Annotated in this window: 14 protein-coding genes; 10 read left to right on the top strand and 4 right to left on the bottom strand. The window is 69.8% G+C overall.

Translation table 11 applies throughout. The features are described 5' to 3' along the window. Nucleotides 1-501 precede the first annotated feature (501 nt). The 10 genes from WME75_RS34440 (at nt 502) to WME75_RS34395 (ending at nt 12134) form a co-directional block, all read left to right on the top strand. Nucleotides 502-1434 carry a hypothetical protein gene (locus WME75_RS34440; RefSeq protein WP_437479779.1) on the top strand — a complete coding sequence of 311 codons (933 nt, stop codon included), beginning with the start codon at nt 502-504 and terminating at the stop codon, nt 1432-1434. Nucleotides 1435-1700: 266 nt separating this feature from the next. After that, entirely contained in the window at nt 1701-4115 is a 2415-nt protein-coding gene (locus tag WME75_RS34435; RefSeq protein ID WP_437479776.1) for a type VI secretion system Vgr family protein, read from the top strand. A gap of 83 nt (nt 4116-4198) precedes the next feature. Next, nucleotides 4199-7279 carry a DUF2169 family type VI secretion system accessory protein gene (locus tag WME75_RS34430; RefSeq protein ID WP_437479773.1) on the top strand — a complete coding sequence of 1027 codons (3081 nt, stop codon included), beginning with the start codon at nt 4199-4201 and terminating at the stop codon, nt 7277-7279. Nucleotides 7280-7286: 7 nt separating this feature from the next. Next, on the top strand, nt 7287-8378 hold the full coding sequence (locus tag WME75_RS34425) for a pentapeptide repeat-containing protein (protein ID WP_437479770.1): 1092 nt from the start codon (nt 7287-7289) through the stop codon (nt 8376-8378). A 7-nt stretch (nt 8379-8385) separates the two neighbouring features. Continuing rightward, nucleotides 8386-9036, top strand: coding sequence for a DUF3540 domain-containing protein (locus tag WME75_RS34420; protein WP_437479767.1), 651 nt, complete (start codon nt 8386-8388; stop codon nt 9034-9036). A 6-nt stretch (nt 9037-9042) separates the two neighbouring features. Further along, entirely contained in the window at nt 9043-9417 is a 375-nt protein-coding gene (locus WME75_RS34415; protein ID WP_437479764.1) for a DUF4150 domain-containing protein, read from the top strand. Between the two features lie 68 nt (nt 9418-9485). Then, nucleotides 9486-9956: a hypothetical protein gene (locus WME75_RS34410; protein WP_437479760.1), complete on the top strand. Its 471-nt coding sequence runs from the start codon at nt 9486-9488 to the stop codon at nt 9954-9956. 163 nt (nt 9957-10119) lie between these two features. After that, on the top strand, nt 10120-10338 hold the full coding sequence (locus WME75_RS34405) for a hypothetical protein (protein WP_437479757.1): 219 nt from the start codon (nt 10120-10122) through the stop codon (nt 10336-10338). A 482-nt stretch (nt 10339-10820) separates the two neighbouring features. Next, the gene (locus WME75_RS34400; protein ID WP_437479754.1) at nt 10821-11291 is read left to right on the top strand and encodes a ferritin-like domain-containing protein; all 471 of its coding nucleotides are present in this window, start codon (nt 10821-10823) and stop codon (nt 11289-11291) included. Between the two features lie 60 nt (nt 11292-11351). Further along, nucleotides 11352-12134: a leucine-rich repeat domain-containing protein gene (locus WME75_RS34395; protein WP_437479751.1), complete on the top strand. Its 783-nt coding sequence runs from the start codon at nt 11352-11354 to the stop codon at nt 12132-12134. On the opposite strand, the gene WME75_RS34390 is transcribed toward WME75_RS34395, so the two are convergent. The 4 genes from WME75_RS34390 to WME75_RS34375 form a co-directional block, all read right to left on the bottom strand. Then, nucleotides 12115-13779 (bottom strand): M23 family metallopeptidase, encoded by a 1665-nt coding sequence (locus tag WME75_RS34390; RefSeq protein WP_437479749.1) that lies wholly within the window; start codon nt 13777-13779, stop codon nt 12115-12117. The two genes, WME75_RS34395 and WME75_RS34390, sit on opposite strands and share 20 nt — an antisense overlap. Beyond that, on the bottom strand, nt 13776-14384 hold the full coding sequence (locus WME75_RS34385) for a hypothetical protein (RefSeq protein ID WP_437479746.1): 609 nt from the start codon (nt 14382-14384) through the stop codon (nt 13776-13778). The genes WME75_RS34390 and WME75_RS34385 overlap by 4 nt, the downstream gene beginning before the upstream one ends. 419 nt (nt 14385-14803) lie before the next feature. Beyond that, nucleotides 14804-15622, bottom strand: coding sequence for a glutaredoxin domain-containing protein (locus WME75_RS34380; RefSeq protein ID WP_437479743.1), 819 nt, complete (start codon nt 15620-15622; stop codon nt 14804-14806). Further along, nucleotides 15619-17727, bottom strand: a complete 2109-nt coding sequence (locus WME75_RS34375; protein WP_437479740.1) for an ABC-F family ATP-binding cassette domain-containing protein — start codon at nt 17725-17727, stop codon at nt 15619-15621. Before WME75_RS34375 ends, WME75_RS34380 begins: the two co-directional genes overlap by 4 nt. Between the last annotated feature and the right edge of the window lie 35 nt (nt 17728-17762).

Below are 17762 nucleotides of genomic sequence, written 5' to 3'. Positions count from 1 at the left end.
ATCGCATCGGGACCGCCTCAACCTGCGCAGTTCGTCGCTGGAACCAGGAGAGATCTCCCCATTCCACGAGCCCCAGGATCGTGACCTCTACCTATGCGGGCCTATGCGCCCAGACAGGCTCGGGAATCGGCATGCTGGATGTTCGTACTTCCTCGACGCGAGGGCTCGCTTCCTGCGAGGCGCTGCCGGCATGCCGGCAACACGACTCCGGTACCGATCTCCGCGCCCACGCTCGGCGCCAGCGGCAGCGCGAGACTACTCCTGCACAGCACACGTTGTCCAGCATACAGACGTAATCGCGGCAGATCGGATCGTGCTATCCAATTCCTCTGTCAGAACCCTTGAAGCAATTTGTGTGCCATCATACATATGCGTGCACGCCTGTCGGCCCCGGTCAGGGCGGAGTCTGGCTCGTCCCCGTGCGCGGGATGCGGGCAGCAGCCGTTCTGCAGCGCCTCGCGCAACCTGGACGCTGGCATGAGCTCATGTAGGATCGCGAGCATGCGTGAAAGATGCGTATTTGCAGCGGTCCTCGCGTGTGCCCTGGCCGCCTGTTCGGAGTCGCCGCCCGACCCCGGCGCCGGCGGCGGTGGCACAGGTCCAGTCGGCAGCGGCGGCGCCGGTGGCGCCGCGGAGACCAGCTCGAGCGCGGCGGAGGGCGCGAGCTCCAGCACCGCGACAGGCGCCGGGACCGGGGGAGGCGGAGGAGCACCCGAGGGCGCGTGCGCGAGCGTCTCGGAGGTGCCGGCCGAGCTGGGGCTCGACCCTTTCTACAAGAAGTACATCGACGCCTCGGGAATTCCCGTCGTCAGCTCCGAGGTGCCGCCGGACGCGGCGCTGCTGCGCGCGTGCTCGGTCGTCGTCCGCATGCTCGGCCTGCGCGACGACGTGCGTCAGGCGATGATCGCGAACCACACACGCGTCGCGGTGATGGCGGAGACGGAGGTGACGACCGACATCCCCGAGCACAGCGATCTTGACGAGGCGTTCCCGGGAACGGACTGGGACACACGGGCCCGCGGCCTCGGCGCGACCCCCGCCCGTCCGGCGAGCTCCTGCGCCGAGGAGAACGTCCTGTGTTATCCGAGCGATCGGTACACGGGCGAGGACATTCTTGTGCACGAGTTCTCGCACGCCATCGCGATCATGGGCATCGCCTTCGCCGAGCCGACCTTCGACCAGGAGCTCGCGGATGTGTTCGAGGGCGCGCTCCAGGCTGGAAAATGGGCGGACACCTACGCCGCGACGAACAAGGACGAATACTGGGCCGAGGGGGTCCAGGACTGGTTCGACACCAACATCGAATCGATCCCGGGGAACGGGATCCACAACGAGATCAACACCCGCGTGGAGCTGCGCGAGTACGATCGTCCGCTCCACGATCTCATCGCCAGGTACTTCGCCGACGACGCGTGGCGACCGAGCTGCCCCTGAGAGGCGCTCTGAGCCCCTGGTCCTTCCTCCACGCCGCCGTCGACCCGGCCACGTCGCCGACGAACGCGCCGACGAACGCGCCGACGAACACGCGGACTTCCGCCGCATCACGAGCGGACCCCACGGAAATCTCCGCCTGGTGACCAGCGCCTCGCTGGACGACAGCAACAAGCAGGCGTCCCGACACACGATCGTCACAATCTCCGTCTACGCTACATGGCGCGTGTCCTTTCTTCCTGCGACGGCTCTCCACCACAAGGCTCCTTATGCCCGACAAGTTCGTCGTCCACTCGAGCGTCCTGCCCTCTTCCACCCAGATCGCAGCTTTTCATGGCACCGAGGGTATCTCGAAGCTCTACCGCTTCGAGCTCTACCTGATGATGACGAACGACGCCGGCCATGATTTTGATATGGCCGCGGCCGTGGGGCAGCCGGTGACCCTCTCCCTGGAGCGGAGCGACGGCGGCGAGCGCTTCCTTCGAAGTGGCGTCCTAGGCAGCATCGAGCTTATCAACGACTTTGCCGGTCGGAGCGTCTTCCGGGCCATCATGGTTCCGCGGCTCGCGTTGCTCACCATGTCGCTTCACAGCCGTGTCTTCAGCCAGAAGACCATCCCGGCGATCATTCAAGACGTCCTTCAAAAGGGCGGCGTCACGGACTGCGCCTTCCAGCTCCGGGGCGCCTACGGCGCCGAGGAGCATGTCTGCCAGTACCGCGAGAGTGACTATGCCTTCATCGCCCGGTGGATGGAGCGCGAAGGCATCTACTATCACTTCGAGCACGGGGAGGGCGGCGAGACGCTGGTGCTGGTCGACGAGCGCTCGGCCCATCAGCCCCATGGCGACAAGCCCGTTCGCTATTACCCGCAAAGCGGCGGCGCCAACACGGCGAAGAACACCATCCACGCCTTCACCTGCCGGCATGGCGTCATGCCCGGCACGGTCCGCCTCAAGGACTATGACTACGCCAATCCGGCCGTGGCGGTCGCCGGGCAGGCGTCCGTCAGCGCCAATGGCATCGGCGAGGTCAGCCTGTACGGTGCGCGGTTCTTCTCAGCGGGCGAAGGGGAGCGGCTGGCGCGGATCAAGGCCGAGAGCCTGTCCGCGGCCGGCGTCGTCTACCAGGCGACGGGCGGGGCGGCGACGCTGATTCCTGGGTTCACCTTCGAGGTCGAGGACCATCCGCGGGCCGCGTTCAACACAGAGTATCTGACCACCGAGGTCGAGCACTGGTCCAACCAGTCCCCAGGCGCGCCCGAGCTCCGGGAGCTCGCGCCGTGGGCGGAAATTTATCGTATCGAGGCCAAGGCCATCGCCGCGACGGCGCAGTTCCGCGCGCCGCAGGTCACCGAGTGGCCGCGGATCTACGGCACCGAGACAGCCATCATCGATGGCGCGGCCGTCAGCGACTACGCCCAGATCGACAGCCATGGTCGCTACCGGGTCAAGTTCAACTTCGACGAGAGCGACCTGAGCGGGGGGAAGGCGTCGACCTGGGTCCGGATGCTTCAGCCCCATGGCGGTGGCATCGAGGGCTTTCACTTCCCGCTGCGAGCCGGCGTCGAGGTCATGTGCGCCTTTGCGGGAGGCGACCCCGACCGACCGTCCATCGTCGGGGTCGCGCCCAACGCGCTGACGCCGAGCCCGGTCACGGCGGGAAACAGCACGCGGAACGTGATCCAGACGGGCGGGCGAAACCGGCTCGAGCTGGAAGACCAGGCCGGGCAAGAGCGGATCACGCTGTCGACGCCCCATTCGAACACCTACCTCCGGATGGGGGCGCCCAACGCCGGCGCGACGTATGAAGTCAAGACGGAGGGCCACGCTTTCACGTTCATCGGAGGCTCCTCCGAGAACGTCGTGTGTGGCAACCGAACGGCGCTCACCGTGGGCATCTCCGAGAACGTGGTGGGCGGCTTCCGCTTGAGCGTCACCGGGGGATACTCGGGGAGCTTCATCGCCGGATACTCGCAGAACGTGATCTTGGGCTATCGCAGGACGAGCATCTTCGGCTCTGAAAAGACGACCGTCCATGGGAACCGAGACACCTTCATCAAGGGCAAGCGGACCACGAGGATCAAGGGTGACGACGAGGCCTTGCTCCTGGCCGATCGCGACGTACGGATCATGGGCAGCAGCGTGTTGAATATCCTCGGGAGGCGCACCACCCGTATCACGGGCCGTGACGAGAGCACCTTCGTCGCCGGTCGAGAGACGACGGTCAACGTACTGAACAAAACGACGATCAACGGACGTAGCGAGACCGACGTTACAGGTGCGCGAAAGACGGACATCCGCGGCCCCGCCACCAACAACTATTACGCAGGGCGAAAGACCACTGTCGTAGGGGCGAGCGAGACAACGATCAGAGGTAGCAGCACCACCAAGGTCATTGGTCCAAGAAAGTCCACGATCGTCGGGCCGAGCCAGAAGACTGTCAGGGGCCCCGCCGAAGCCGTCGTGACGGGGCTTTACACGACCAAGATCGGATCGCGCGTCGAGATCATCCACGGAACAAAATACGAGAACATCAAGGGGCTGGCATTCAAGCGCGCCCCCTTGGAAATAAAGAAATTGAACGCGGCGGAGATCGCGACGAAGGGCTACAAAGCTTCGTCCGAGATCCATCTGATCAAGACCCGCCTCGGCCTCTCGAACGCGGATCTGCACATCCTGAAGTGATCCGCCTGCTGCGTGTGGAGCAGGCTCGCGTCCAGCGCTGAGCCGTACGATCCCATCGAGCCCGCTACCCTGGATTCCGCCGGATGAAAATCGTCAAACCCATGCGTCTCGGGGTGCTGCCGAGGGTCTTCATGAACCAGCGCACCCCGCACCTGCTGGTCACCACCTTCGTCGGCTTCTCCTATGATCGGCCGGCCGGGCTGCTCTATGAGCCGACGGTCTGGACCATGGCCGCGGAGGAGCTCGGCGAAGATGGCCTCCTCGACGAGTTCAATCCCAAGACCCGGGGCGAGCTCCTCGTCACGGGCCGCTGCTATCCGCCGGGCCGCATCGCTCGCCCCGCGAGCTCGGTCCGCGTCCAGCTCGGGCCCATCAACAAGAGCCTCTACGTGATCGGCGACCGGACGTGGGGTCTGCTGGGCATGTCGGATCCGACGCCTTTTACCGAGATGCCCGTCACCTGGCGAAATGCCTTCGGCGGAAAGGATTTCGCCAGGAACCCGCTGGGCAAGGGCCACGGCGACAAGAGCGCACCGCTCCCCAACATCGAGTCGCCCAGGCACCTGATCCACGCGCGCAACGACTGCCCGACGCCCGCCGGTCTCGACGGCTATGACCTGACCTGGCCCCAGAGGTTCTCCAAGATCGGCACCCACGACAAAGCGTGGCTCGACGAGTGCTTCCCCGGTTTTGCGCGGGATCTGGACCCGACGCTGTTCAACATGGCCCCGGACGACCAGCAGATCGACGGGTTCTTCCGGGGCGACGAGACCTTCTTGGTCGAGAACATGCACCCCGACAAGCCTCGGATTGAAGGCGCGCTCCCCGGGGTCGCGAGCCGATGCTTCGTCTGCCTCAAGACGCGCGACGGCGTGGCGATCCGCGAGCTTGCCATGAAGCTCGACACGGTGCGCCTGTTCCCGCACCGCGAGCGGGGAGTCGTCCTCTTTCGCGGCGGCATCGAGATCACCTCGGACGACGCGAAGGACGTGGTGGCCGTGCTGGTCGCCTGCGAAGCCATGGGCGCCCCCAGGCCGGTCGCGTATTACCATGACTACCTGACCCCCCGGCTTGGCCCCCCGAACAACGCCCTCCCGGATGACGAAGACGACATGCTCATGCCGGAGCCCGAGGATCCGGAGGCGCCGCCGCTGCCCGATGACAAGCTCTCCGGGCTCGCGTCAAGGCTGAGGCGGGAGGGGTTCCTGGGAGGTACTCCGGCTCGATCCGTCAAGGGCGCGGCCGCGGCTCGGGCCGGTGTCGTCGCCACCGGTGTCCACCCGGCCGGAGCAGAGGAGGACCCCGACGTCCAGGCGATGGAGGCCGAGCTCGCCGAGATGGGGATCGACCCCGAGCACCTCGCCGCCGCAGCCGGCGAGGACGAGGCGGAGCCGGCCATGGACTTGCCGGAGGACACGGAGGAAGACGAGAGCCTCGCGTGGTCCGAGGCGGACGCCGGGGTAAATCACGAGGAGGACGCGGAGCCGATCGCGTCCACGGCCCCGACGACAACCCCCGTCGCGGCAGACGACGACGAGGACGGCGAGGCGCTTCGAGAGCGCGATGCGCTCGTGGAACGGGCCAGGAAGCACCTGCGGGACCATGGCATCGATCCGGAGGCGCATTTCGCGCAAGAGGGCCCCTCCGACGACCTGGCGCCCCTCGATGAATCCGAGGAGGCCCTGGTCAGCTTGGTCGATAGCAAGACCCGCACTGGGTTGAAGGTGCACGGGGTCGACGTCGATGCGTTGTTCGCGAAAGCGCGTCAGAGCGCCGCCGAGCCTCCGAGCGACGTCGCGGTGTCGCAGATCCGCGAGCGCTTGCGGCAGGCGCTGGAGCGCGAGGGCGTCACGCCAGAGAAGACCGAAGAGCTCGTGTCGACGGTGGATTGGCGAGCGTTCGAGGACGAAACCCAGGCCGCCGATGACGCCGACCTCCACGGCACCTACGGCCTCCCCGACGAGGCGCCCGAGGTCGCCCACGCCCTGCCCGAGGAGCCAGCCGGCGACCCCCTGCCAGAGGACGAGGGCCTGGGCGGTGAGCCCACGGGGGACGAGGACGTTGCGTTTGCGGAGGGACTGGACGAGAGGTCTTCGTTCTTCGCTGATCGGGGCGAAGGGGGGCCGCTGCTCGCGCACCTCTTGCCGGCGTCCGCGCCCCTCGACAGCGAGGAGGCTCTGCGACTTCGCCACGAAGTGGAGGCCGGTCACAAGGAGGGGCGGAGCTTTGCGGGGTGCGACCTCACGGGCGCCGACCTCTCTCATCTCGACCTCGAGGGGATCGACCTCTCGGGGGCCATCCTCGAGTCGGCCTTCCTCACCGGGAGCAACCTGCGAAGGGCGACGCTCACAGGGGCCATCCTGGCGCACGCAACCCTGGTGGGCGCGGATCTCTCGGAGGCCAAGCTCGATGGGGTGAACCTCGGCTCGGCGTGCCTGCGGGACGTGAAGGCCGTTGGAGGCGTCGATCTCGGCGAGTCCGTGCTCGCCAAGGCCGACCTCTGGGGAGCGGACTTGTCCGGCGCCAGTCTCTCGGGTGCTGACCTCTCCGAGGCCAATCTCTGCGATACAAACCTGGAGCACGTCGTCGCGGAGAAGGCCAATTTCCAGAACGTGGACCTCACGGGAGCGCGCCTCGTGGGCGCGCGGCTCTCGGGGTGCACGTTCAACGAGGTGAACGTGACCGATGTCGACTTCACGGGGGTCGACCTGAGCTCCGCGACCTTCATCGCCGTCGAGGGCGACGGCGCCATCTTCCGGAACGTCATGGCGAAGGACCTCGCGAGCGTCAAGGGCTCGTCCTTCGCGGGCGCAGACTTCGGCGGCGCGACGCTCACCGGCGCGAACCTGATGGGGACGCGCCTTTGCGGCTGCGACTTCTCTGACGCCGACCTGCGCGGCGCGCTGCTCAACGAGGCTGACTTGACCGAGGCGGCCCTGGATCGCGCGAACCTCGCCGACGCCATGCTGACCGGAGCCAACCTCACCGGCGCGTCCCTCTACGCCGCCGACCTGAGGCAGAGCGTCATGAACGACGCCTGCGTCCGTGGGGCCAACTTCGAGAAAGCCAACCTGTTTGGTGTGTGCGCCGACCGGATGGTTGGAGATAGCGACACGAGCTTCGCGGGAGCCAACCTCAAGCGACTTCGGTTGATACAGGCCTAGAGGCAACATGGACAGGGAAGCGCTGCGCGAGCTGATTGAACAGGGCGAGGTCGTCTCGGAGCTGGACCTGTCGGGCCGCGACCTCTCGGGTCTCGACCTCTCCGGCGGGATCTTCGAGGATGTCCGCTTCACGGGCGCCAACCTCGCGGGCGTCAAGGTGCGCGAGGCGATCTTTCACCGCTGTGACCTCACCGGCGCCAACCTGAAGGGGCTGGATTTTCACCTTGGCAGCGCGGTGAACTGTACGCTCGCGGGGGGGGTGCTCGCCGGCGCCTCTCTGGTGGGAGCGGGCTTATCGGATGTGGATCTTGAATCGGCCGATCTGACCGGAGCTGACCTCTCGCTGGCCGACATCTCGCGAGCGAACCTCAAGAACGCCCGACTGGTCCGTGTCAACCTGACCGACGCCAACCTGTTTCAGGCCGAGGTCGGAGGCGCGGACTTCTCGCAGGCCAACCTGACCAAGGCCGTCCTGTTCCGTCAGGACCTGTCCCAGGCCACCCTCACGGGCGCCACCTTCGTGGAGGCGATCCTTGTCGAGGTGCGGCTGGGGCCCAAGGACTTCCGTCGGATGGACCTCAGCAGGACGCAATTCACCAACGCCGACCTGCACGGCTGCGACTTCTCCGGGGCCACGCTGACGCAATGCAACTTCACGGGCGCCAACCTGACCGCGGCTCGATTGGATGGAGCCACCGCCCGCATGGCCGTCTTTGTCGAGGCGACCTTGATGAACGCGAGCCTCGCCGAGGCCGACCTGAGCCAGGCGCTCCTCGTCGATGCGCGCGCGGACGTCGCGGACTTCTCGGGCGCGCGGCTCGATGCGAGCGTCTGGCACCGGGCGAGCTGCCCGGGGGCCCGCTTCTGCCGGGCAGACCTGAGCTATGCAGACCTCTCCCACGCCGACGTGTCCTTCGCTGACCTCTCCGGTGCGACGCTCTCGCGCGCGCGGCTGCATCGTGTGAACGACAAGGGCACGATCTGGCCACCGAGCAAGGCGCTGGCGCACGGCGACGACCAGGATATCAAAGAAGCAGAAGACTGGCAGGCCAACGTTCTCGGGAGGCCCGCCGGGGGTCAAAGCACCCCTCACTCATGAGGAAACCATGCAGAGCGTAGCAAGGGCGAGACACTACGAGCGGGCATCCTACGGCGAGCACGGCGCCGTGGTCCGCGTCGATGACTCCGCGTACATCGTCGAGACCGAGGAGGGCGAGGTCCGCGCGAGGCGGGCGACGAGCTGTCTCTTGGAGCCCGCCGCCGGAGACCTGGTGCTCCTCGCCACCGTGAGCGGCGCGCGCTACATCCTGGCCGTCCTCGAGCGGGAGGAAGGCGCGCCCTCACGCCTCGTCTCCGACGGGGATCTCCAGATTCGGCTGCAGAGCGGCTCGCTGAGCCTCGCAGCGCCGGACGGGGTACACCTGCGCTCCGGCAAGGACCTCTCCATGGTCGCGTCGACCTTCCGTGTCCAGGCCAAGGAGGGGCACGTCGCGCTGGAGCTGTTCTCGTTCGTCAGCAAGATGGCTCGCGGGGAGATCGACCGGGCCAAGCTGATTGGCCGGAGCCTCGACTCGCAGCTCGAACGGCTGTTGCAGAGGGTGAAGCGCTCGTACCGCATCGTGGAAGAGGCCGACCATGTGCGCGCCGAGCGCATCGACTATGCGGCGAAGGGCAACGTCGCCCTCCACGGCGAGAACGCCAAGATCACCGCGGCGCACCTCGTGAAGATCGATGGCGACCAGATCCAGGTAGGGTGACCGGATATGTGCTTTGCAGTTACCTCGGGCGGTGGACTCGACCTCGGCATCCCGGATGTCTGCTTGCCGGGACCCGTCCCGTACCCAAATATGGCCAACAAATCCATGGGGACGGCCTTCGCGCGCAAGGTCCTTCTGGGGCGCGGTCCCGCCCATACACTGCAAACCACCATTCCCATCTCCTTCGGCGATACCCCCGGGGTCCTCGGCGGCGTGGTCTCCCGTCGCTTCATGGGCCCCTCGCGGCGTCTCGTCCCCTATCCCAAGCTGCTCGTGCAGAACAAGCCGGCGGTGCGGCTCGGCGCCACGGGCATTCAGAACCAGATCAACACGAACGGTACGACCATCGTCCCGAGCCAGGTCAAGGTTCTGCTGCTCTGACGTCCACCCGGTCGTCCGCGAGGACGACCCCAGACCCTGCGCTGTTCTGCCCGGTGAGGGACACAAGCATGGCCATCCATGAGCACGCCCGCGTCCGCTTGGCGATCATTCAAAAGAAATACGGCAGTCGGCTGGACCAGGGCAGGAGCGGGTCTGACCTGCCCGACCGGCGCGAGCGGTTCAATGGGGATTTTCGGCGGATCCTGGCCGACATCCTCGTGCCCGCGTTCGAAGCCATCGGCGATGAGCTCGCCTCGTCGGGCCATGCCTGCCGGATCGAGCGTGACGTGGGCGAACAGACCCCCAGCATCGAGCTTCACGTCCTGCTCCGGGGCGTGCCGGCGGACGCAAACAACCTGATCCGCCTCTTCTCCAGCGCCGACGCCGAGGGCGATGGAGAGGTGATCGCCGAGGTCAACGTTCGCCAGACCTTGACCGAGCTCACGCGGTTTCGGGCGCTGTCCCGGATCACCCAGGAGGTGGCGGAGCAGATGTGCGTGGACGCCATCGAGCACATCTTCGCCTGCAACGCTCGCTGAGCGCTCGAACAGCGGCCTTCGCCGTGAGTCGCCGCCCGCCGGCGCTGGTGCGAGGGGCCACGTCGTCGAGCGCGCGGCGCTGAATTCCCTTGCCGGCGCCGATCGGCGCGTGGATGCTCCCCCCGGATGCGCGGGTCGCGCAGAAAGGATGAGCGTCGAGGCCATGGACGAGCTCGTACGACAGGTCGCGGAGAAGGTGGGCATCTCGGAGGACAAGGCCCGCGTGGCCGTGGAGACGGTGGTCAATTTCCTCAAAGAGAAGCTCCCCGCTCCGCTCGCCGCCCACGTCGACACCGCGCTCGGCGCGGCGGCCCCGGTCATCGCCAACCTGGACGTCGGCAGCCTCGCGGGCTCCCTCGGCGGCCTCTTCGGCAAGAAGTAGCATCGCCTCCTTCGCTGGCGCTGCCCGCCCTCTCCATTCCTCCGAGCTTCCTCCGAGCTCCTCACCCGCTCCTGACCTCGGCGGCGCGGCCTCCGCGCCTCGAGGCAGAGGCGCGCTCCTCATGTCCAGGACGCGCTCGGGCCTCGTCGCTTCGCCCGGCGTGAGCACGCCTCCTCGTGCGCCCCCGGCGTTTCACGGCTCCGTCCTGGCCCGGCTCGCGCGGCGCGACCGTGGCCTCGATCTGGGCTGAGCCTTCGCATCCGCCGGGCGTTCTGGCCCCGGAGCGGCCGTCGCGGGCACGGCGGGCGGCGACAAACGTGGAAAGGCGCGGGATCCCTGGACGATGCGCGCGCCGCGATGGATAGCCGCTGCACAGGCGGGCTCCGGCACCGGGCTTGCGAGCATCGACGACCTGGAGAAGCACCCGCCCACCTCTCTCTTCGCGGGCGGTCCTGCTTCCGGGGCGAGAGGAGCGATATTCCATGGCGTCCGTGATCGGCGGCGAAGCCGCGTTCATCGGGTCCTTGACTGAACTGATCGAGCTCAATTGGTCCGCGGTGGACGCGCTACGAGCGGCGCTCTCACGGATGAGCCGCCCAGGCGACAAGAGCCGACTCGCGAGCTTCTTGAACGATCATGAGCGCCACCTCGAGGCGCTCGCCGCCCTGGCCCACGAGCTCGGCGACCCGCCCGTGGAGACCGCCGTCCGACCCAAGCTGAAGTGCAAGGCGCTGACGAACGGGATGGTCGGAGATCGCGCCATCCTGGAGGCGATGAGACATTACGAGGAGGACAGCTGCGCTGCTTACGAACGGATGATATCGTCCCGTGAAGGTCTCTCCGACCGTGCGCGCGACCTCCTCCGGCACTCGCTCGCGGTGGAGCGGCGTCACCGCGAGTGGTTCTCGGAGCAGCTCGACGCCCGGCAAGGGCTCCTGCTCCTGCCGCTGTAGCGAGCGCCCCGGTCTACTCGGCGCTGCCTGCCTCGATCCCGATCGTGTATCATCGACGCGATGATTCGTCCTCTGGTCCTTGCCTCCCTTGGCCTCGCCGTCTCCCTCCTGGGCTGCGACGAGCCCCAGAAGCCCGCCGCCCCGGCCGCATCGGCCGCTCCCGCCGCTCAGGCGCCTGCCTCCGCGCCGCCCGTCGCGAGCCCGGCAGCCGCGGCCAGCGCGCCGCCGAAGAGAGAGGTCGTGTGCACGAAGAGCGACCCGGTGACCTTCACGCATCCGGCGCTCGAGGCCAGGGTGCGGCAGCAGCTCCAGAAGCCCGAGGGGCCGATCAAGCGCGCCGAGCTCAAGAACATCAAGACCATGAACCTGTCCGACGCCCAGGGGCTCGACGAGCTCGATCCCTGCCTCTTCCCCGAGCTCACGGGCGTCAAGGGGCTCTACCTGCCGCCGGGCAAGATCGACGATCTCCGCCCGATCAAGGGCCTGCTCCGGCTGGAGTCGCTGCGCGTCTCGGCCACCCTGGTCAAGGACCTCTCCCCGCTCGCCGGCCTCGTCAAGCTCGACCGGCTCGACATCGGCCGCACGCCCGTGAGCGACCTCTCCCCGCTCGCCGGCCTCACCAGCCTGACCGAGCTCCAGATCGATGAGACCGAGGTGACGGATCTGGGCCCGCTCGCCGGCCTGAAGAAGCTCGAGATGCTCCAGATGAAGCGGACGCGGGTGAGCGACGTGTCGCCGATCCGGGATCTCAAGAGCCTGAAGAGCGTGTACCTCGAGGGCTCGCGGGTCGACGACGCGAGCCCGCTCCGGAGCATCCCGGGGATCAAGATCCACGAGGGCTGACACGCCGGGCAGCGCGTCGCCGCCGCGCCGCGACGAGCGCCGCCGCCGCCGCGAAGAGCCCGAGCGGCCGGCCCGCCGCTGCCCCGCCCGCGCCGGCCGCGCCGAACTCGCAGCGGAGCTCGCCGTGGATGCGGCCGTTCCCGCCGTTCATGTGGGGCACATCGATCGCCGCGCCTCCCGTGCCGGCAGCGCCGCCGGAGCCGCCGGAGCCGCCGGCGCCGGGACCGCCGCCTTCGCCCGGCAGCGGCGGCGTGTCGATGACGTAGAGCGCCGGCGCGGAGCCCTGCGCCAGGAACGGGCGCGGCGGCAGCGCCGGGCCGAGCGGCAGCGCGGCGAGCCGCGCGGCCGGCCACACGAGGGCCTCGTCCGGATCGAGCCGCCATGCGGCGGCGACCTCCGCGTCCGGCACCGCCCGCCGCTCGACGCCGTCGACGAGCCAGAGGGACGCAGCGCCGTCGTCGCCGCGCACGAGCAGCGGCGACGAGGGGAATGCGTCGCCCTCGGGGAGCGCCTCGAGCGCCGCGTCCGGCGCGCCGGCGACGTCCCAGAACCGCGAGAACCCCCAGGCGCCCAGCGCCTCGAGGTCGCCGAGCGGCCGCCTCACGCCGTCGGGCAGATCGAGCGGGCACGCGAGCGCCTTCGGGCTCCCCTGGAGCTCGATCGCCTCGCCGCTCAGCGCGTCGACCCCGTAGGCCCGGACGGCGTGATCGCCGCCGAGCAGGCTGAGCGGCACCGGCGCCTCGAAGCCGTGCGCGCACGGGCCGGGCGGCTCGCAGAGGTCGTCCCGGCGCCGGTCCGCCGGGACGGTGTGGCCCTCGGCGCCCGCGTCGGTCGCCGCGGCGTCGAAGTAGAGCCGCGCGCTGCCCGGCGCGCCCTCCGCGTCCGGGTCGCGGGCCCAGCCGCGGATGCCGGCGCAGTCCGCGGTCTCCAGGGCGCCCTCGGGAGGCTTGTTGAGGAGCGCCTGGTACGAGGCCACGAGCGAGGTGTAGGGCGGCACATACACGAGGCCGACGCCGCTCAAGGACTGCCGCACGTTGAAGTGCAGGTGAATCGTCGTCGGCGTGCCGCCGAAGACGTTGGATACCTTGCCGATGCGCTCTCCCCGCGACACGTCCTGTCCCGGCGAGACCTGGACATCGGACATGTGCAGGTAGTCGTAGCGAGTCCCATCCTCGCCGGTCAGGTACACGGAGTAGCCGCCGATGCTCGTGATGATGCCGTCCGCCACCGCGACGACCCAGTACTTCCCCGCCTCGCAGGTGGGCGGCCGGACGTCCTGCCCCTGGTGACCCGCGCCGGAGGGGCAGAGCGGCATGTCCCACGACCGCGACTCGCAGTAGTTGTCGCGCCACGGATAGGCGTAGTTGTCCGCGTCGCACTGTCCCCCGCGCGGGCCGGCGCCCCCGCCTTTGCTGTACACCTGGGAGTTCGCGAACGCCGGGCCCTCCTCGAGGGGAAAGCGCATGGACGGCGCATACACGACGCCGTCGGCGCGCCCCGCGCCCGAGCCGGGGACGAGCTCGCCGGCCGGGTGGTAGGAGAACGGATCGGCCGCGGCCGTGGTGGGCAGGAGCGCGAGCGCGGCGGTCGCGAGGAGCGGGGTGGCGGCGGGGCGGGGGCGACGGAGGCGAGGCGCGGAGCTCATGGCCTGTCTCCCGCCGCCTTTGCGCCGACGCCGCCCACGTAGACGAGCTCCGAGGCGAGCTCGCGGAGGAGCGCGTCCGAGGCGCAGGGCGGCGCCTCGGGCGACGCGCACTCGACGTCGAGCGCGTACGAGACGCCGTTCTCGAGCCAGGACGCGGTCCAGATACCCTCGTTCGCCGTGATGAACGCCGGCGCCCCGCGCACGGAATGGGCCCCTTGGAGCGGTGGAATACCCGGAACTTTGCGCGCGAGACGGGTCATTGCGAGCGAGACGGTGATCGACTCCGTCCTTGCCCAGAACGAGGTCCAGTGCTCCTTGGCCACGATGACCGGCGCCGCGAGGAGCGCGCGCCGGGACGGCACGAGGACCGGGACCTGCGAGGTCCTGGCCGCGTGCGCCGCCGTCGTGGGCAGCGCCGCGAGCGCGCTCCGATCGACCGAGGCGGGAGGGGGCCAGGTGACGGCGGAGATCACCGGCGCCACCGCGACGGACAGCGGCTGGGGGGCCGCCGGGTCGCGCGGCGTGTCGGAAGGGGGGGCGGTCGGATCGCACGCGGCGACCGCGGCTGAGAGGAGGATAACAACAGCAATGGGCACGCCGCGCATGAGCACTCCCGGAAAGGGACCCTCGATTCTAGTCGAAAAAATGCATCCTTGACCAAGAGATGACGGGGCGCGCGCAAGATATCGTCGGAGTGTGACCGGGACGACTTGACGCTCTGCGCGAGGGCGCCGCGTGAGGGCGCGTCGCGCGTGCGGGTGTGTCCAACGAGACCGGCCATCCGCCACGCGTGCGTGAGCTCAGGTGTCGACGATGCCTGTCACCCTTCGGATCGAGGTGGACATCGCGGTGGCCTCGACCAAGCGCGCTCCGGCCCAATCGAACGTGCGCGGCAATGTGCGGAGCGCGCGGCCTTCGTCGATCAACTCCTGATCTCCGGCGGAGCGCGCCAGAGCGCACCGGAGCCGGGGTGATCCGGTGCCGCCGCAGCAGTACGTCCCGCCGCGCCGCGCCTCGCCGCGCCTCAGAGCGTCGTCCCGCGCCCCGCTCTCGCCAGCGCCTGGTCGAGCGCGCTCGGGCTGAAGCCGACGAGGATCTGCCCCCGCACGTCGATGATCGGGATGCTGCCGCCGCGCTGGTGGGTCTTCGCGAGCTTGTCCTGCATCTCGGCGGCCGCGGCAGCGTCCTCCTCGATGTCCTTGACGACCGCGGCGACGCCCTTGGCGCGCAGGTAGTCCGCGGCCTGGTGGCACGGCTTGCACCACGACGCGCCGTAGATGATCACCGTGACCCCGGCGAGCTGGCTCGGCGCCGCCGGCGCGCCCGCGCCCGCAGAGCCGCCGGGGCCCGGCGCCGCCGCGGGCGGGGGCGCCGTCTTCGCGATGTGCTCGGCGCGCCGCTTCTCCAGCAGCGACTCCCATTCCCGCCGCGGCATCGTCCGGACCGCATACGTGCCGTCCGGGCGCTTCTGCGTCAGATCCGCGACGTAGAACACGTCGCGCGTCCCCTCCGTCCGGTCCGAGAGCATGGCGCGCACCATCGAGCGGCCCTCGGCGGGCACGTCGGCCGGGTGGAGCTCGACGTGCGTGTCGCCCTTCTCGTCGACCCACGTGAGCATCAGGCTCGCCGTCTCGTCGCGCAGCTCGAGCGGCGGCAGCTCGGCGGAGGCCTGCGCCGGGGCGGTGCCGTCGTCGCGCTGCTCCTTGCACGCCGGCGCGAGCGCCGCCGCGGCGAGCGCCAGCAGGACCGCCGCGAGCCGGGCGCCGGCCGTCCACGCGACGCACGCGCCGCGCACGCCGCTCGTGCCCCGCGCCCCGCGCCCGCCGCCCGGCGCCGGCCTCACGCCTCGCCTCCCACCGTCGCCGCCGAGGCCCCGAGCTCCTCGCTGAGCGCCATCCACTCCGCCATCGCCGCGTCGACGCGCTTCGCGAGCGCCTGCTCCTCGCGCGCCGCCGCCGCGAGCTTCGCCCAGTCGCCGCCCGGGTCCTTCTTCAGCGTCTCGCGCATCTCGGCGAGCTTCGCCTCGCCGGCCGCGATCTCCGCCTCGAGCTCCTTCACCCGCTTGCGCTTGCGCTCCGCGGCCCGCGCCGCCGCCTTGTCGCTCTCGAACGTCCGCCGGCGCGCCGCCGCGTCCCCCGCGTCCCCCGCGCCCCCCGCGTCCGGCGGCGGCATCGTGGCGCCGCTCCGCCGCACCGCGCGGCCCGGCTTCGCGCCCTTGTCGGCCGCGGCGCCCCTCGCCGGCTCCTCGCGCGGCGCGGGCGCGGGCCCGCTCGCGCCCCGCTGCGCCCCGCGCCGGCCTCCGGCCGCCGCGCGCTCCTCCGCCTCGCGCGCCGCCGCCTCGGCCGCGAGCTTCTCGAGGTTGTCGCGGTAGTCGCGGAAGCCGCCGGGATAGATGTCCACGCGCCCCTCGCGCACGGCGACGGTGCGCGTCGTCACCTGCTCCAGGAACCGCCGGTCGTGCGAGACGAGCAGCACCGTGCCCTCGAAGCCCGTGAGCGCCTCCTCGAGGATCTCGGCGGCGGGGATGTCGAGGTGGTTCGTCGGCTCGTCGAGGAAGAGCAGGTTGCGCGGCTCGAGCAGCAGCTTCGCCAGCGCGAGCCGGCTCCGCTCGCCGCCCGAGAAGCCCTGCACCTTCCGGAGCGCGTCGTCCCCGTAGAAGCGGAAGCGCGAGAGGTACTGGCGCGTCGCGTCGACGTTCATGTCGGCGCGGACGCTGCGGATCTCCTCGACCGCGGTCTTCGACGGGTCGAGCGAGCCGAGGTGCTGGTCGAAGTAGCCCTGGCAGAGGTTCGTCCCGCGCCGCACGTCGCCGGCGTCCTCGGGCGCGCCCGCGCCGGCGAGCAGCTTGAGCAGCGTCGACTTGCCGGTCCCGTTGGGGCCGACGACGCCGACGCGGTCGCCGCGCCGGAGGAGGAGGTCGACGCCGGAGAAGAGCGTGCGCCCGCCGCGGGAGGCGCCGAGCCCGCGCGCGTCGAGCACGATGTCCCCGCTGCGCGGGGCGGGCGCGAACCGGAACCGGACCTTCTCGGCGACCGCCCAGACGTCCTCGGGCCGGTCGACGGTCTCGAGCTTGTCGAGCATCTTGCGCCGGCTCTGCGCCTGCTTCGTCTTCTGGCCGGCGATGTTGCGCCGGATGAAGTCCTCGGTCTTGGCGACGAACGCCTCCTGCCGCTCGGCGAGCTCCCGCTCCCGGGCGAGGTCCTCCTCGCGGGCGACCGCGTAGTCGCTGTACTTGAGCGGGTAGACCCGGAAGCTGCGCTGCCCGAGCTCCATCGTGTTCGGGCAGACGGCGTCGAGGAAGGCGCGGTCGTGCGAGACGCAGAGGAGCGCGCCGCCGAGGCCCGCGAGGTGCTTCTCCAGCCAGGTGATGGTCTCGATGTCGAGGTGGTTCGTGGGCTCGTCGAGCAGGAGGAGGTCGGGCTCGATGGCGAGCACGACGCCGAGCTGCAGGCGCCCGCGCTCGCCGCCGGACAGGCTCTCGACCGGGCGCTCCATGTCGGCGGGCGAGAACCCGAGGTGGGCCGCGATGATCTCGACGCGGCGCTCGAGGTCGTCGCCGCCGACGATGTGGTACCGATCGGTGAGGTCGCTGAGCCGGGCGAGGTCGGCCTCGCTGCCGCTGGCGGCGTCGTGCTGCGCCGCGGTGAGGGCGTGGCGCAGCTCGAGGACCTCGGAGAACCCGGAGAGGAAGGCCTCGAGCACCGTGCCCGCGGCGTGGAGCTCGTGCGACTGCCGGAAGTAGGCGACCCGGATCCCCTTGCGGATCACGACCGAGCCCGTATCGGGGGTGAGCTCGCGGGCGACGAGGCGGAGCAGCGTCGATTTGCCCGCGCCGTTCGGCGCGACGAGCGCGGCGCGCTGGCCTGGCTCCAGGGAAAAGGTGATGCCTTGGAAGAGCTTGTCGGCGCCGTAACCGAAGCTGAGGTCGGCGACCTGGAGGACCGTCATTGCGGCCGAGTTCTAGCATGGGTCGGGCGCGCGCA

Origin of the sequence: Sorangium sp. So ce1014, from assembly GCF_051521505.1 — a bacterium.
Classification (GTDB): domain Bacteria; phylum Myxococcota_A; class Polyangia; order Polyangiales; family Polyangiaceae; genus Sorangium.
This window is presented reverse-complemented; position numbering and strand designations above follow the sequence as displayed.

Bases quoted from the DNA above. Each gene is read 5' to 3' on its own strand.
- WME75_RS34440 (WP_437479779.1), top strand. From the start codon at position 502: ATGCGTGAAAGATGCGTATTTGCAGCGGTCCTCGCGTGTGCCCTGGCC.
- WME75_RS34435 (WP_437479776.1), top strand. From the start codon at position 1,701: ATGCCCGACAAGTTCGTCGTCCACTCGAGCGTCCTGCCCTCTTCCACC.
- WME75_RS34430 (WP_437479773.1), top strand. From the start codon at position 4,199: ATGAAAATCGTCAAACCCATGCGTCTCGGGGTGCTGCCGAGGGTCTTC.
- WME75_RS34425 (WP_437479770.1), top strand. From the start codon at position 7,287: ATGGACAGGGAAGCGCTGCGCGAGCTGATTGAACAGGGCGAGGTCGTC.
- WME75_RS34420 (WP_437479767.1), top strand. From the start codon at position 8,386: ATGCAGAGCGTAGCAAGGGCGAGACACTACGAGCGGGCATCCTACGGC.
- WME75_RS34415 (WP_437479764.1), top strand. From the start codon at position 9,043: ATGTGCTTTGCAGTTACCTCGGGCGGTGGACTCGACCTCGGCATCCCG.
- WME75_RS34410 (WP_437479760.1), top strand. From the start codon at position 9,486: ATGGCCATCCATGAGCACGCCCGCGTCCGCTTGGCGATCATTCAAAAG.
- WME75_RS34405 (WP_437479757.1), top strand. From the start codon at position 10,120: ATGGACGAGCTCGTACGACAGGTCGCGGAGAAGGTGGGCATCTCGGAG.
- WME75_RS34400 (WP_437479754.1), top strand. From the start codon at position 10,821: ATGGCGTCCGTGATCGGCGGCGAAGCCGCGTTCATCGGGTCCTTGACT.
- WME75_RS34395 (WP_437479751.1), top strand. From the start codon at position 11,352: ATGATTCGTCCTCTGGTCCTTGCCTCCCTTGGCCTCGCCGTCTCCCTC.
- WME75_RS34390 (WP_437479749.1), bottom strand. From the start codon at position 13,779: ATGAGCTCCGCGCCTCGCCTCCGTCGCCCCCGCCCCGCCGCCACCCCG.
- WME75_RS34385 (WP_437479746.1), bottom strand. From the start codon at position 14,384: ATGCGCGGCGTGCCCATTGCTGTTGTTATCCTCCTCTCAGCCGCGGTC.
- WME75_RS34375 (WP_437479740.1), bottom strand. From the start codon at position 17,727: ATGACGGTCCTCCAGGTCGCCGACCTCAGCTTCGGTTACGGCGCCGAC.